Here is a 14,728-nt window from a genome sequence, read left to right as displayed (position 1 = left end):
CCGGGTTCCGGTTCGGGTCCGGGTTCCGGTTCGGGCACACGGCCGGGGCAGGGCGGATGGCGCCATGTCGAGCACGCGATGGGCACCGTCTTCTCGTTCGACATCCGCGACCCGCGCACGCCCGCCATCGAGGTCGCCCTGCGCGAGGCGGTGCGCTGGCTGCACCACGTCGACGAGGTGTACTCCACGTACCGGCCCGACAGCGTCGTCTGCCGTCTCTCGCGCGGTGAGATCGGACTCGACGAGTGCTGCCCCGAAGTACGGGAAGTCCTCAACCTGTGCAAGCGGGCCGTACGGCACACCGGCGGCTGGTTCAGCCATCTCGCGGGCGGTGTCCTCGATCCGTCGGGGCTGGTCAAGGGGTGGTCCATCGAGCGCGCCTCGCGAATGCTGCGTGAGGCGGGCGCGCACAACACCTCGGTCACCGGCGGCGGGGACCGGCAGCTCGGCGGCGAGGCGGCGCCCGGCTCCCCGTGGCGCATCGGGATCCCGCACCCGCTGCGCCCCGGTGATCTCTGCACCGTCGTCACCGGCCGCGGCCTGGCCATCGCCACCTCGGGCGACACGGAACGCGGAGCCCATATCCTCAACCCCCACCACGGCATGCCCGCGGACGGCCCGGCCTCCGTCACGGTGGTCGGCGCCCGGCTCACCATGACCGACGCGTACGCGGTCGCGGCCTTCGCCATGGGGGAGTGCGCGCGGGACTGGCTGGAATCCCTCGACGGCTACGAGGGGTTCGCGGTGACACGGGACGGCGGGACATGGCGCACCAGCGGATTCCCCGGCGAAGCGCCGTCGGCCACGCGCACCGGGTTATCCGGGCATCAGGGCCCCGCCCCCGCGTGAGGCGGTGCCGTGGCCGGGGCGCCCGGTCCCACCAGATCGCATTCGACGTCGACGACCCCCTCGACGGCCCGGACCATACGGGCCGCCACCGGCACCAGCGCGGTGTCGCCGACGCGGCCCGTCAGCGTGACGACACCGTCCGCCACGCCGACCCGTACGTCCTCGCCCGCCACCAGGAACAGGCGCTCGACCACCTCCGTGCGTACCTCCTGGGCCAGGTCCTCGTCGGACCGCAGGAACACCTTCAACAGGTCGCGACGGCTGACGATCCCCCGGAGCATGCCCTCGCCGTCGACGACGGGCAGCCGCTTCAGCTTCCCCCGGATCATGGTCCGCGCCGCCCGGGCCAGCGGGGCGTCCTCGTGGACGGTGATCGCCGGCACGCTCATCAGCTCCTCGGCGGTCAGCGCGCCGGCCTTCCGCAGATCGTCGAGACGGCGCATCTGTTCCAGACGGCTCGGGTCCGCGTCCCGGAACTCCTCCTTGGGCAGCAGATCGGCTTCCGAGACCACCCCGACCACGCGGCCGTCGCCCGCCAGCACGGGCACGGCGCTCACTTTCCACCGCGCCATGGTCGCCACGATCTCCTTGAACCCGGCCCGCGGGCTCACGGCGACCACGGGGCGCGTCATCACCTCGCTCACCCGGTGCGGCGTGTGGTGCATGGTCCCTCCTGTGCTCCGGAATCCGGCCACAGCCATGTCGAGGGCAGGCCGTGCCGTCTCCCAGGTCAAGCGTGAGCCCATCGGGCGCGACGCCCCAAGGGCTGACCGGCCCTGACCTCGGTCCGAGCGGCCCCGGACCGAGGTCGGGGCCGGAGCCCGCGGACCCGAGCCGGAGCCCGCGGATCCCCGGACTCCGGTCAGCGGCGGGAGGCCGCCTTGCGAAGGCCGTACGCGGCGGCGCCCAGCGCGAGCACCACCGTTCCCCAGAGGACCGAGTCCGCAGGCAGGGCGAAGGCCAGTCCCAGACAGCCGGCCATGCCCACGACCGGCACGAACCTGGCGGGACGCCCCTCGGCCGGGGTGAGCGTCCAGGCGGAGGCGTTGGCCACGGCGTAGTAGGCCAGCACACCGAAGGACGAGAAACCGATCGCGCCGCGCACATCGACCGTGGCGGCCAGCACGGCGACGACCGCGCCGACCGCGAGTTCGGCGCGGTGCGGCACCTCGAAGCGCGGGTGGACGGCGGCCAGGGCGTGCGGCAGATGGCGGTCGCGGGCCATGGCCAGCGTGGTACGGGAGACACCGAGGATCAGCGCGAGCAGCGAGCCGAGCGCCGCCACCGCGGCCCCGACCCGTACCACGGGCACCAGCCCCGGGACCCCGGCGGCCCGCACCGCCGCGTCCAGCGGCGCGGCGGCCCCGGCCAGGCCGTCGGGACCGAGCACGGAAAGGACCGCGAGGGCGACGGCCGCGTAGACGGCCAGCGTGATGCCCAGGGCGAGCGGGATCGCGCGGGGAATGGTCCGGGCCGGGTCGCGTACCTCCTCGCCGAGGGTGGCGACGCGCGCGTAGCCCGCGAAGGCGAAGAACAGCAGCCCCGCCGCCCGCAACACCCCGCCGAAGGTGGCGTCCGCGCCCAGGTCAAGCCGCGCGGACTCGGCCGTGCCGCCGGTCAGACAGGCCGTGACCACGGCGGCCAGGACCGCCAGCACGACCGCGACGATGCCCCGCGTCAGCCACGCGGACTTCTGTACCCCGACATAGTTCACCGCGGTCAGCGCCACCACCGCGGCCACCGCCACCGCGTGCGCCTGGCCGGGCCACGCGTACGCGCCGACCGTCAGGGCCATCGCCGCGCAGGAGGCGGTCTTGCCGACCACGAAGCCCCAGCCGGCCAGATAGCCCCAGAAGTCACCGAGGCGCTCGCGGCCGTAGACGTAGGTGCCCCCGGACTTCGGGTAGCGGGCGGCCAGTCGCGCCGAGGAGGTGGCGTTGCAGTACGCCACCACCGCGGCCACCGCCAGGCTCAGCAGCAGCCCGGACCCGGCCGCCGACGCGGCAGGCGCGAGCGCGGCGAAGATTCCCGCGCCGATCATCGCCCCGAGCCCGATCACCACGGCGTCGAACACACCCAGATGCCGCTTCAGCTCGCCCGCCCCGGCAGATCCCGCCGACGTACTCATCACTCTCGCTCCTCGACGCTGATCGGACGACACACCTCCACCGGCTGTCGGCGCACGCACGATATCGGCAGCGGAGACAGGGACGACCGGCGGCATCCGCGTCGCCGCCCGATGCGGTGGCCCCCACTGAACCGGCCCGACTCCGCCGGTCAGGATCCGGGTGTTCGCGATCGGGCCGTGGCGCGGCCGGGGCGGCTGGTAGACATGGACCATGACGTATCAGATCCCCCCGCCGGTGGCGCACTTCGTCGGCCGGCGGCGCGAACAGGCCCTGGCTGCCACGGCTGTCGCGGAGCGGGACGGCGAGTCCCGCCCGCTGCTGTTCGCGCTGAGCGCGCTGGGTGGCACGGGGAAGACGGAACTGGCGTTCCGGCTGGCCCGCACGCTGCGGCCACGCCACCCGGACGGGGTCCTCTATGTCGATCTCGACGACCTCAGGCGTGGCGGCGTGGTGGAGGTCGGCGACGCCCTCGGGGATCTGCTCGGTTCGCTCGGGGTGGAACCGGAGTGGCTGAAGCCGTCGTTCAAGGCCCGGTGCAAGCAGTACTGGACGAAGACGGACGGCAGGAGTCTCGTCATCGTCGTCGACAACGCGCGCTACGCGGCCGAGGTCGTACCGCTGCTGCCCGCGTCCGGCGACAGCGTGGTGATCGTCACGAGTCACGGGCCGCTGTACGACCTTGAGAACGGCGCGGCGATCGATCTCGCTCTGCCCCCGCTGGATCCGCCCGATGCCATGGAGCTGTTGCGGAGCATCGCGGGCGACGCGCGGCTGGACGCCGAACCGGAGGCCGCCGAGAGGCTGATCCGACTCTGCTGCGGTCTGCCCGCCGCCCTTCATGTCGCCGGCCGGTGGATCCGCAAACACCGGCGCGGTCCGCTGCCGCGGCTGATCGACGAGCTCACCGCCGAGCTGCACGGGAAAGGGATCCCCATGGTGGAGGTGCTGTGGGACGCGGCCTATCGCGGGCTGGGTCCCGAGGCGGCGCTGCTCTACCGGATGCTGCCGAGCATCCCCGGGACGTCCTTCACCCCCGAGGCGGCCACAGCGATCCTGGGCCGGGGGCGCGACGCCGCCGACCGGGCGCTGGAGGAGCTGGAGACGGCCGGCTTACTCGACACCAGGGATGTGTCGGACACCGGCGACGACCGGAAACGCCTGCCCGAGCTGGTGCGCGCCCACGCGAGGCGCAGGGCCGAGGACAGCACCGAGGAAGAGCGGGCCGAGTGGCGGCTGCGTATCGTGCGCTGGCTCCTGCGGCAGGCACAGCACGCCGACCGGTACGCGGCGGGTACGCGCATGACCTTCGCGGACCCGGTCGGACCCATCCCCGGCGCCCCTGATGTCCGGTTCGAGGACGGCGAGGGCGCGGCGGCGGACGCGGCACCCGGCGACGCGGCCGGCGGCGGAGCCAGGAAGGAACGGGCGTTCCGCTGGCTGGAGACCGAGCGTCACGCGCTGTACGACTGCGTGGACCTCGCCCACGCGCGCGGGTACGACACCGAGGCCGCGGCCTTCGGTGAACCCCTGTGGACCCACTACCTCGACCACCCGCACTACACGGATGGCATCGAGGCGTTCCGTACCGCCCTGGCGGCGGCTCAGCGAGCCGGACACGTTCCGTTGACCGTACGGCTGCGCTGCCAACTGGCGCGCCCGCTGTGGAAGCGGGGGGAGTTCGCGGAGGCGGAGCGAGAGCTGGCACAGGCGCTCAGCGCGGTACGGTCCCTGGGCGAGTCCGACCGGTACCGCAAACTGGGCGCGTCGGTCGTCGAGTTCCACGGCATGCTCAGGTCGGCGCGTGGCGACTGGGCCGCGGCGGCGGCCGATTTCGAGGCATCGCGCGAGGTCCACCGGGCGATCGGCAATGAGTACGGCGTCATGCTCCAGACCTACCGGCTGGGCGAGGCCGTCGCCGCGCTCGGTCAACTGGAGCGGGCCGCCGCGCTGTTGGAAGAGGCGCAGGCGCTGGCGAGGCGGCTCGGGCGCGCACGCCTCACGGCGCGGACCGGGTTCGCGCTGGGGGGTGTACTGCGCCGTCTGGGCCGGGGCAGCGCGGCACACGAGCTGTACGTGGCGGCGCTCGGCAGTGCGCGGGAGCGTGGCGCCGACCACGACGAGGCGGGGATCCTGGACGCGCTCGCGCTGCTGGCCGAGGAGGAGGGGCGCGCGGCCGAGGCACGGGAACACCGTGCGGAAGCGCGGGTCATCCGGCGGCGGAACGGCCTTGTCTAGTGCCGGGAGGGGCACTAGAGCGTGAGTTCGGCCTCGTCCGGAGTGGTGGGGGAGAGCCGGACCGGGAAGAGCCGTCCCCCGATCCGGCACTCGATCTCGACCGCGGTGGCATCGGCGGCGGGCGGGACGGGATGTACGGCCAGCCACGCGTGAACGGCGCTCAGCACAGCGGCCGGATCGGCGTACACGATCCGATCGGCGTCCCGGCAGGGGGAGATACGGACCGTGAGCAGTGCCCCGGCGCGGGTGCGCACCACACAGAGCGACCCTACTGACAGGACGGCCGAGGCGGTGCGGCACCCCGGATAGCTGTCCAGAATCTCGGCGGTCCACCCGGCCACCGTCCGGACGGCGCGGTGCGGGGAGGCCCCGGGCGGCTGGGCCCGGCGGTAGAGCAGCCCCGCGCTCTGCGCGTGCCGCTCACCGGCGGTGCCGTGCTCGGCGGCGAGGTGATGCGCGGGCGCGTCCGTGTGAGCGGGATACCGCTCGACCCGCACCTCGGTGCCGCTGATATGGACGCGCACCGCGAAGGCCGCCGGTACGCGGGCGGGCGGGGCGGGTGGCGGAAGGGGGCGGGCGGTTGCCGGTTCGGCCGGCGGGTCGAGTCCGAGCAGCGCGTACACCTCCTCGCGCAGTCGCTCCAGCGCGCGGCCCCGCTCGGCGAAGGCGGCATCCGCGAACGCGCGGGTGGCGCCGGGACGGTGCGCGTCGAGCGCGGCGTCGAGTGTGGCTTCGAGCGTGGTGTCGAGGTGGTCGGCCGGTGCCAGGCGCGGGCCCTGGCCGAGGAGTTCGGCCATCGGACTGCCGGGGATCAGCTCGTCGCCCCCGTCGTACGCGGCGATCACCGTACGGTCCAGAGCGGCGGCGTACAGCGCCGTGGAGCCGTGATCGGTGATGACCGCGTCGGCGGCGACGAGCACCGAGGCCCACTCCTCGTACGGGCCGGCGAGGATCAGGCCGGCGTCGAGGGCGGGGGCGAGGCGTTCCACGAGATCGAGGGCGCCTGTCCGGCTGCGTTCGTTGGGATGCACGATCAGTGCGGGCTGGTAGCGGTCCTGGGGCAACCGGACCGCCAGCTCGGCGGGTAGTCCCGGGCGCCGTGCGAGGAGCGATTCGGGGCCCCAGGTGGAGGTGAGGACGATCAGCTTGCGGTCGCCCGTTCCGAGGGCCGTGCGAAAGCGGTCACGGTGGGAGACGGACGCGAGCAACCGTTCCAGGGTGGGGTCACCGACCACCGCGCTCTGCCTCGCGGCGGACGGGCTGACGGCGGCCAGTCGCGCGACCTGGCTCGGGTGGGCCAGCGCGTAGAGGGTGGACACGGGGCGACCGCCCGGCAGCACATAGGCCGGATCGAGACCGGAGGCGGAGTCGCCGGAGCCCTCGCCGCGGATGGTCTTGTTGAACCCCGCTCCGTGCGGAAGCAGTACGCGGTCACCATGCAGCAGACCGAGATCGCCCTTCGGGCTGGCGGCGAGGATCAGATCGAAGGGGCGTCGGCACGCCTCGTCCCACGGGATGCTGCGGGCGTGGACCCGTTCGATGGCGGCCAGCGCGTCGACATCGAAATCGGAGCCGGGGACGAGGGTGAAGAGCCGGCGGATCCGGTCGTCACCGGCGAAGACGGGGAGCACGTCGAGGAGCCGGTGCAGGGCGTTCGCCGACCGCGCGGCGAAGAGTACGTCGCCCGTCGCCCGTCGCCCGTCGCCCGTCGCCCGTCGCCCGTCGCCCGTCGCCCGTCGCCCGTCGCCCGTCGCATGGATTGTCCAATCCTAGACCGGGAGTTGTCGCCCCACGCGCCGTTTCCGCAGATGAGGGGGGTCGGTCAGCGGCGTCCGGCGGCATGCCGTGATCGTACCCGTCGGCGCGCGCGGACCGGCTCCGGCACCGCTGGAGCCGGCGCGGGATGTCCTGATCCCGCTGCGCGGAGCCGCGGCGGTGTGAAGAATGTGGCCCCATGAGTGAGTGGGGAATCGCATTGATCGCGGCGGGCTCGGCACTGGTCGGCAGCCTCATCACCGGGTGGTTCACCCGCACCGCGGGCGGCAGACAGGCCGAGGCGGCACGGCACGCCGGGGACCGGCAGGCGGACGCGGTGCTGGACACCGTACGGGCGACCCTCGAAGAGCAGCGGGCGGTACGGGTACTCGACCTTCGCCGGCAGACGTATGTGCGGTTCCTCGAAGCCGCGGAGGTGGTCGGTCTGTCCTGGCGGACCGGCCACGATCAGCCCGGCGACCGCCCTGCCCTGCAACGGGCCTTCGTCGCGGTGCTCTTGGAGGGACCGGAGGACGTCTCCCGGGCGGCGCGGCGACTGGTCGACCGCCTGCGTGGCGATTCCTCGCCCGATGATCTCGACCACGCGCGGTCGGAGTTCATCGACGCCGCGCGCGGGACGCTGAGCCTGCCGGGCGGAGGTCAGCTCCCGTCCGCCCCCACCACCGCCCCGGCGCCCGGCGTGACCTCGTAGGCCCGCCGCGGAGGCCCGGCGGCTGCGCGCCGGTCGTCGGTAGAATGGCCCGCATGGGTCATGGGACAGAGGGCAGGAGCGGCGCCAGCGCTCGCGAGCGCCTTGACGCCGCGGGGCCCGCCGACGTCGCCTCCACCCTCCAGGCGCTGGCGACCCCGTCGAGGCTGTATATCCTCGCTCGTCTCCAGGAGGGACCCTGCGCCGTCGGTGAGCTGGCCGAGGCGGTCGGGATGGAGCAGTCGGCCTGCTCGCACCAGCTCCGTCTGCTGCGCAATCTGGGCCTGGTCACCGGCGAGCGCCGGGGGCGCTCCATCATCTACGCGCTGTACGACCATCACGTCGCCGAACTCCTCGACCAGGCGCTGTTCCACGTCGAGCACCTGCGCCTCGGCCTGCGCGATGTCGCCGTCGCCGACGGCGTCCCGCAGCCGGCCGAACCGACGACAGCGGCGGCGCCCGCACGGTCCGCCACCGCCCCGAGGCGGAGCTGAGCGAGGACGAGCGCGCTTGCCCCGGCCCTCGCCCGACTCGCCCCCGGTAGGGTGGTTTCGCTTGAGGCCGGCCGCCACGCCGGCCTCGCTACCGCGCCGACGACTCGGCCGACGACTCATGGGGGCCAGTGGTGACCTTGCGGGGGGACGATCCACGCTCCGTCGGTGAGTACCGGCTCGTGTCGCGGCTCGGCGCGGGTGGCATGGGCGTCGTCTACCTCGGGCGGTCCGTCTCCGGACGCCAGGTCGCGGTGAAGATGATCCGGCCCGAGTTCGCCGAGGACGACGGGTTCCGCGTCAGGTTCCGCCGCGAGGTGGACGCGGCGCGGCGCGTGAGCGGGGCCTTCACCGCGCCCGTGGTGGACGCCGATCCGGAGGCCGAACAACCCTGGCTGGCCACGCTGTTCGTGCCCGGGCGCACGTTGCACGCGCGCGTGGCGGACGACGGTCCGCTGCCCCCGGGAGAGATACGGATCCTCGCGGCCGGTCTCGCGGAGGCGCTGCGCGACATCCACAGGACCGGTCTCGTACACCGTGATCTCAAGCCCGCCAATGTGCTGCTCGCCGAGGACGGGCTGCGCGTCATCGACTTCGGGATCTCCCGGGCGGTGGACAGCGATCCACTCACCCGTACCGGTCTGGTGGTCGGCACACCGCCGTTCATGGCGCCGGAGCAGTTCCGCGCGGGTGAGGCGACGGGGCCGTTCACGGATGTCTTCGCGCTGGGTTCGGTGCTGGTGTTCGCGGCGACCGGGCACGGCCCCTTTGACGCGACCGACCCGTTCGTGTGCGGCTACCGGGTCACGCACGAGGAGCCGGACCTCGCCGGACTCCCTGACGAGCTAAGGGCGTTGATCGTCCCCTGTCTGTCGAAGGACCCGAGCGAGCGCCCCACGGTGGGGGACCTCCTCAAACGGACGGAGGAGGCGCTTCCCGAGGCGCTTCCCGAGGTATCGCCCGAGGAACGCCCCGAGGCGCGTTCGCAGTTGGAGGGCACCACCGCGAGCGCGCCGGTGCGGGAGTCCGAGCCGGCCGCCCGACCGGTGTCCGGACCGGTCACCGAACCCTCGGCTCCGCCGGTCACCGAGCCTGCCGTTCAACAGGCCGTCAGGCCCGCCGCTCCGCCGGTCACCGAGCCCTCCGCGCAGCCGGTCACCGAGCCGGCCGTTCAACAGGCCGTCAGGCCCGCCGCTCCGCCGGTCGCCGAGCCCGGCCCCGCGCCGCGACTCGCCGCCTTCGCGCGGGCCGGTACCCGTCTCGCGCCCTCGCCCGAGCCCGCGGCGGCCCCATCCCCCGAGCCGCCCACCCCGGAACGCCCCTCGGGCGCCTTGTCCCGGCGGCGTATCGCCCTCGCCCTCGTCACGCTGGCGGCCGTCGTGGCGGGCTCGCTGTGGGTCGTGAGTCAGGGCGGCGGCCAGGGAGGAGAGGCCGACGACAAGGGTGAGTCGGCCGGGTCCGCCCCGCCCCGTTCCTCCGACTCCGCCACGCCCTCCCCTTCGCCCAGAACCGACGCCCTCGGTCCCGTCCCCGACCCGCCCGGCGGATTCCGCGAGTGGACGACGCGGATCACACTCGAAGGGCGCGTCTACGAGTTGGGCACCAGCAGTTGTGCGGCGGCGAGCAGCGGTGTCTACTGCGCCACCTCCTACCGCCAGGCGGTCAGGCTCGACCCCGCCACCGGCGCCGAAGGGTGGAAGAGGGACTACCCCGACGGCCACGGCTACATGGACCAGGGCATCGCCGGTGTCAGCGGTGACACCGTGATCGGCTGGACCTCCGTCCGGTATTCCGGCGCCCAGGCGCGGCTCACGGGACTGGCCGCCACCAACGGCGAGCCGCGCTGGGCCAAGCACTACACGCAGTTCGCCAACCCCGCCCACGACGGCCGGAACACGGTCTTCATGGCCGACGCCCCCCAAGGCCGGCCGACAGTGCTCAGGGCGCTCGACGCGGCCACCGGCAAGGAGAAATGGACCGTGGACGGTCCCTCGCCGGGCGTGGGACAGGCGCTGTGGGCGGGGGACGGTGTCCTCGTCACGACCGAGGCGTACGGGGACAGCACCATCGCCGCGGGGTACGGGGCGGAAAGCGACGAACAGCTCTGGAAGATCACCTTCACGGGCTCCGTCCTACGGTGCGAAGTGCGCGCGGGCACGGTGTACTGCCTGGTGGCGGACGGTGACGACGGACCGCGCCACATCGTGCGGTACGACCCGAAGGAGCCGCGGGACAGTAACTTCGACACCATCGATGTCGAAGGCACCTTCCACACCGGCACGTTCGCCGACGATGTCTTCTACGCCGCCGACGAAACGGCCGCGTACGCCTATGACTTCCGTACGGGCAAGCTGATGTGGCGCCGCGCGTTCCCCAAGGGCGTCGGCTTCGCCGCTCCCGCCACCGCTCCCGGCAACCGGCTGCTCGTACCCGTGGGCAAGGGTGGCGTCGCGGTGCTCAACGCCACCACGGGCAGTCCGCTGTGGACCGCGCGATCGAAGGGCGGGATCTCGGCGGACGCCGGTGAGAGCCGGCCGATGACACTCGGCGGTGCCGTGTACACGGTCTCCGGGGGGACCGACATCCGCGCGTTCCGGCTGGACGGCGGGACAGGCTGACGTCGGTCAGTCCGTCCGGCCGCGGTGGAGCGCGAACTGGTCAACCAGGCCCTGCGGTGCGTCGGGACCGAAGCAGAGGGCGAGGTTGTCGGCGGATTCCACGGCGGCTGCCTCGCCGCGCGGGAACATCGCCTCCTCGTACACGGTCAGCGCCTTCTCGGTGTCGCCGGAGTGGGCCACGATCGCGGCGGCCAGTTCGGCGCCGTCGAGCATGGCGAGGTTGGCGCCCTCGCCGGCGAAGGGCGACATCAGATGCGCGGCGTCGCCCAGCAGGGTCACACCAGGAACCCGGTCCCAGCGGTGGCCGATGGGCAGCGCGTGGATGGGGCGCGGTACGAGTGGGCCGTCGGCGTCGGTGATCAGCGCGCGCAGCCGCTCGTCCCAGCCGTCGAAGTGCTCCAGCAGCCGGGACGTGGCCGCCGCGGTGTCGGTGAAGTCGATACCGCTGGAGGTGATCCAGTCCGCCGGGGCCCTGAGCGCGCAGTAGATGTGCAGCCTGCCCCCGGCCTCGCGGTGCGCGAGCAGGCCCTTCCCCTCGGCCAGGGCGAACAGCATGCCGCCCCCGACGACGGCGGCGCTGCCGGGGTGGCGGGCGTCGGCGTCGTGGACATTCATCTCGACGAAGGAGTGGCCGGAGTAGCCGGGCGTGGCGTCGGAGACCAGCGGACGCACCCTCGACCAGGCCCCGTCCGCACCGATCAGCAGATCGGTGGTGAAGGTGGTGCCGTCACCGAGTGCGACCTCGTGCCGGCCCGCACCGACCGGGCGGGCGGCGGTCACCTTCGCACCCCAGCGGATGGTGCCCTCGGGCAGGGAGGCGAGCAGGAGGGCGCGCAGATCGTTGCGGTTGACCTCCGGCCGGCCGCCGACGCCGTCCTCCTCGCTCTCCTCCATCCGGACGGTGGCGTGCTTGTCGAGGATGCGCATGGCCTCGCCGCCGGGATGGACGGCGGCACGGAACTCCGCGAAGAGACCGGCGGCGCGCAGCGCCACCTGGGCGGTGTCCTCGTGCAGGTCGAGCATGCCGCCCTGCGATCGGGCGGTGGGTGAGGCGTCACGTTCGTACACGGCGGTCTCGATCCCGTGCAGATGGAGGACGCGGGCGAGCACAAGGCCGCCGAGGCCGCCGCCGACGACGGTGATGGGGTGATGGATTCGGTGGCTCGCCATGTCGTTCAGTCCCTTTCGCCTGCCGTCGTGTCGCGGCGTGCCGCGTCATGCCGAGAAGGGTAGCGAACATGTTCGTGGCGAACAAGTTCGTAGCGAACGGCACCGCCCCCGACGTGGCACCGCCCGCAGGCGGCACCCCGCGGGCGGCATCGTCGCGGACCGGGGTGCGTGTCACCGGCCCCCGGAGACCCTCAGTACCGTCCCCGTCGTGTACGAGGCGTCTGCCGACAGCAGCCACGCGACGGCGGCGGCGATCTCGGCGGGCTCTCCGGGCCTGCCGAGCGGGATCGCGGCGGCCGCCTTCGCCGGACGGTCGGGATCCCCCATCGCGGCGTGCATCTCCGTGTTGATGACGCCCGGCGCCACCGCGTTGACCCTGATGCCGTTCCGGCCGAGCTCCTTGGACAGACCGATGGTCAGGGCGTCGGTGGCCGCCTTCGTCGCCGCGTAGTGCACATACTCGCCGGGGGCGCCGAGGGTGGCCGCCGCCGAGGAGATATTGACGATGGCCCCGGAGCCGAGCGCCGCCATGTCCCGGGCGGCACGCCGGCAGCACAGTAGATAGCCCAGGAGGTTCACCTCGATCACCCGTCGCAGGTCGGCGGTCCTCGTATCGGCGAGTCTGCCGAGCGGGCCCGTCACACCGGCGTTGTTGACCAGGCCCGTCACCGGCCCGAGTTCGCTCGCGGCGGTGTCGAACAGCCGCTCCACGTCCGCCTCTTCGGAGGTGTCGACCTGTACGGTGACGCAGCGCGCACCCGTCGCACGGACGGCCACCGCCGTCTCCTCGGCCGCCTCTTCGTCGCTGACGTAGCCGAGAGCCAGATCATGCCCGTCGGCAGCCAGCCGGACGCACGTCGCGGCGCCGATACCCCGGCTGCCGCCTGTGACGACAGTGATCGGACGTGACATGAGCTGCCTCCTGCTGAGCGACGGGTGTGAGGGATTCGCCGGATTCACCGACCGGACAGCAAGTCGTATCTCACCCTCGTCGGGCGCACGCGTTCGGGGCGGTTCCCTGTGTGAACAGAACCATGTGAACAGGCCGTTTAAAACGAACTGTTGACATCAATGTGTGTGTCGTCGATCCTGGTCGTATGTCATCGACTTCCGGTCGGCCCACCGACCCCTTCACCCCGCCGCACCCGGAACAGGCGCGCGCGCACCGCGCCCACGCGTCCCTGTTCCGCATCGCCGAGCGGCACGCGGCCACCGACGAACAGCGCCGCCGGCAGGTCCATCCCTCCGTCATCGCGCCCCACGAGGCCATCAGGCTGGTGTCGTTCCTGCTCAGCGGCGCGGCGCGGCCGGACGAGGGCGAGCCGCCGGTGGACCACGCCGACATCACCGCCGCACTGAGCCTGATCCCCCTGGCACGCGGCGACATGGACGAACTGGAGGCCGGACTCCTCAAGATGGCCCGGGGCCGCGAGATGACCTGGCAGGAGATCGCCTTCGGCCTCGGCCTCGGCACGCCACAGGCGGCGAGGCAGCGGTACGAACGGCTGGCCGGCCGTACCGCTGCCGACACCGAGGGAGCGGAGGAGGCGCGGGAGTCGCTTTAGTCCGCGTCAGGGCGTCGCCGCGGTCGCCCTGCGCATCATGGTCATCGGGATGAATCCACCTGTTCGGTGCACGAGGGTGACGTGCGGTCACCGGGGTCCGGCTCAACCCCCGTACGGGCTGACAGGTCACGGCCGTCCGCACCATCGGAGGAGTCCGGTTGTCGGCTGTTCCGGCGCCTCATACGCTCCATTTGTCGAGGACCGTCAGCAGTCGGCCGGCCGCCGCCGGCCGCCGGTCGCGGTCGCGGTCGCGGGTAAGGAGCCACAGCCATGAGCGTCTGGATGATCACCGGTGCCTCGCGCGGATTCGGTGCGGAGATCGCCCGTACCGCCCTGGCGTCCGGGTATGACGTCGTGGCCACCGCCCGTGATCCCCGGGCCGTGAAGTCCCTCTTCCCCGACGCGGGCGACGCCTTGCTCGCGCTTCCCCTGGACGTCACCGACGAGGACGCGGCGCACGCGGCCGTCGCCGCGGCGACGGAGCGGTTCGGCCGTATCGACGTGCTGGTCAACAACGCGGGCCGGGGGCTGCTCGGCGCGGTCGAGGAGGTCTCGGACGCGGCGGCCAAGGCGGTGTACGAGACCAATGTGTTCGGCACGCTCAATGTGCTGCGCGCCGTGCTGCCCGGGATGCGCGAGCGCAGGTCGGGACACATCGTCAACATCAGCTCGGTCGGCGGCTTCACCGCCGCGCCGGGCTGGGGCGTCTACGCCTCCACGAAGTTCGCCGTCGAGGGCCTGTCCGAAGCGCTGGCCGCCGAGGTCGCGCCGCTCGGCATCACGGTGACCCTGGTCGAACCCGGCCGCTTCCGTACGGACTTCCTGGACGGCTCCAGCCTCCACACCGAGGAGAACGTGATCCAGGACTACGCCGCCACCTCGGGCGGCACCCGGACCGGCGCGGTGGACCAGAACCACGCCCAGCCCGGCGACCCGGTCAAGGCGGCCCGCGTCATCGTCGATCTCGGCGGCAGCGAACGTGCCCCGCTGCGCATCCAGCTGGGGGCTGACAGCGTCGCCCGGGTGGAGGACAAACTACGCTTCGTCCACGACGAGTTGGAGACGTGGCGGAAGGTGGCCACGAGCACCGACCACGACGACGTCACCACCGGCTGAGCCGCCCGCCGCCCCCTCGGCGGCGCTCCGCGACCTTCGCGGGCAGGTGCCCCGGCACGCGTGGCGACCGGGCGACAGGTGTATGTGCCGC

12 protein-coding genes are annotated in these 14,728 nt (G+C 73.0%); 7 read left to right on the top strand and 5 right to left on the bottom strand.

What is annotated here, in order from left to right; all coding sequences use genetic code 11:
• The first annotated feature begins 78 nt into the window (after positions 1–78).
• Positions 79–849 (top strand): FAD:protein FMN transferase, encoded by a 771-nt coding sequence (locus M1203_RS01235; protein WP_249947550.1) that lies wholly within the window; start codon positions 79–81, stop codon positions 847–849.
• Here the strand turns inward: M1203_RS01235 and M1203_RS01230 are convergent.
• A complete protein-coding gene (locus M1203_RS01230; RefSeq protein WP_249947549.1) occupies positions 828–1,514 on the bottom strand; it encodes a CBS domain-containing protein in 687 nt (228 codons plus the stop codon). The genes M1203_RS01235 and M1203_RS01230 overlap by 22 nt on opposite strands.
• A 197-nt stretch (positions 1,515–1,711) precedes the next feature.
• Positions 1,712–2,977, bottom strand: a complete 1,266-nt coding sequence (locus tag M1203_RS01225; RefSeq protein ID WP_249947548.1) for an APC family permease — start codon at positions 2,975–2,977, stop codon at positions 1,712–1,714.
• 211 nt (positions 2,978–3,188) lie between these two features.
• On the opposite strand from M1203_RS01225, the gene M1203_RS01220 reads away from it, so the two are divergent.
• Complete coding sequence (locus M1203_RS01220) at positions 3,189–5,213, top strand: hypothetical protein (RefSeq protein WP_249947547.1); 2,025 nt, start codon at positions 3,189–3,191, stop codon at positions 5,211–5,213.
• A 14-nt stretch (positions 5,214–5,227) separates the two neighbouring features.
• On the opposite strand, the gene M1203_RS01215 is transcribed toward M1203_RS01220, so the two are convergent.
• The gene (locus M1203_RS01215) at positions 5,228–6,844 is read right to left on the bottom strand and encodes a translation initiation factor 2 (RefSeq protein ID WP_249947546.1); all 1,617 of its coding nucleotides are present in this window, start codon (positions 6,842–6,844) and stop codon (positions 5,228–5,230) included.
• A 323-nt stretch (positions 6,845–7,167) separates the two neighbouring features.
• Between M1203_RS01215 and M1203_RS01210 the strand changes: the two genes are divergently transcribed.
• The 3 genes from M1203_RS01210 to M1203_RS01200 all read left to right on the top strand — a co-directional run bounded on the left by M1203_RS01210 (position 7,168) and on the right by M1203_RS01200 (position 10,786).
• Complete coding sequence (locus M1203_RS01210) at positions 7,168–7,680, top strand: hypothetical protein (protein ID WP_249947545.1); 513 nt, start codon at positions 7,168–7,170, stop codon at positions 7,678–7,680.
• 53 nt (positions 7,681–7,733) lie between these two features.
• Positions 7,734–8,171 carry a metalloregulator ArsR/SmtB family transcription factor gene (locus tag M1203_RS01205; protein ID WP_249947544.1) on the top strand — a complete coding sequence of 146 codons (438 nt, stop codon included), beginning with the start codon at positions 7,734–7,736 and terminating at the stop codon, positions 8,169–8,171.
• A gap of 131 nt (positions 8,172–8,302) precedes the next feature.
• On the top strand, positions 8,303–10,786 hold the full coding sequence (locus M1203_RS01200) for a PQQ-binding-like beta-propeller repeat protein (protein ID WP_249947543.1): 2,484 nt from the start codon (positions 8,303–8,305) through the stop codon (positions 10,784–10,786).
• Positions 10,787–10,792: 6 nt separating this feature from the next.
• On the opposite strand, the gene M1203_RS01195 is transcribed toward M1203_RS01200, so the two are convergent.
• Together M1203_RS01195 and M1203_RS01190 are read right to left on the bottom strand one after the other, a co-directional pair.
• Positions 10,793–11,956, bottom strand: a complete 1,164-nt coding sequence (locus M1203_RS01195; RefSeq protein ID WP_249947542.1) for an NAD(P)/FAD-dependent oxidoreductase — start codon at positions 11,954–11,956, stop codon at positions 10,793–10,795.
• Between the two features lie 171 nt (positions 11,957–12,127).
• Complete coding sequence (locus tag M1203_RS01190) at positions 12,128–12,868, bottom strand: SDR family NAD(P)-dependent oxidoreductase (RefSeq protein ID WP_249947541.1); 741 nt, start codon at positions 12,866–12,868, stop codon at positions 12,128–12,130.
• Positions 12,869–13,053: 185 nt separating this feature from the next.
• Here M1203_RS01190 and M1203_RS01185 point away from each other — a divergent pair, with 185 nt between their 5' ends.
• A complete protein-coding gene (locus M1203_RS01185) occupies positions 13,054–13,521 on the top strand; it encodes a DNA-binding protein (RefSeq protein WP_249947540.1) in 468 nt (155 codons plus the stop codon).
• Positions 13,522–13,791: 270 nt separating this feature from the next.
• Positions 13,792–14,637 (top strand): oxidoreductase, encoded by an 846-nt coding sequence (locus M1203_RS01180; protein WP_249947539.1) that lies wholly within the window; start codon positions 13,792–13,794, stop codon positions 14,635–14,637.
• Positions 14,638–14,728 lie beyond the last annotated feature (91 nt).

It is taken from the genome of Streptomyces sp. 35G-GA-8, from assembly GCF_023534745.1.
Classification (GTDB): Bacteria; Actinomycetota; Actinomycetes; order Streptomycetales; family Streptomycetaceae; genus Streptomyces.
The sequence above is the reverse complement of the archived record's forward strand: the minus strand, read 5'-3'. Positions and strand labels throughout refer to the sequence as shown.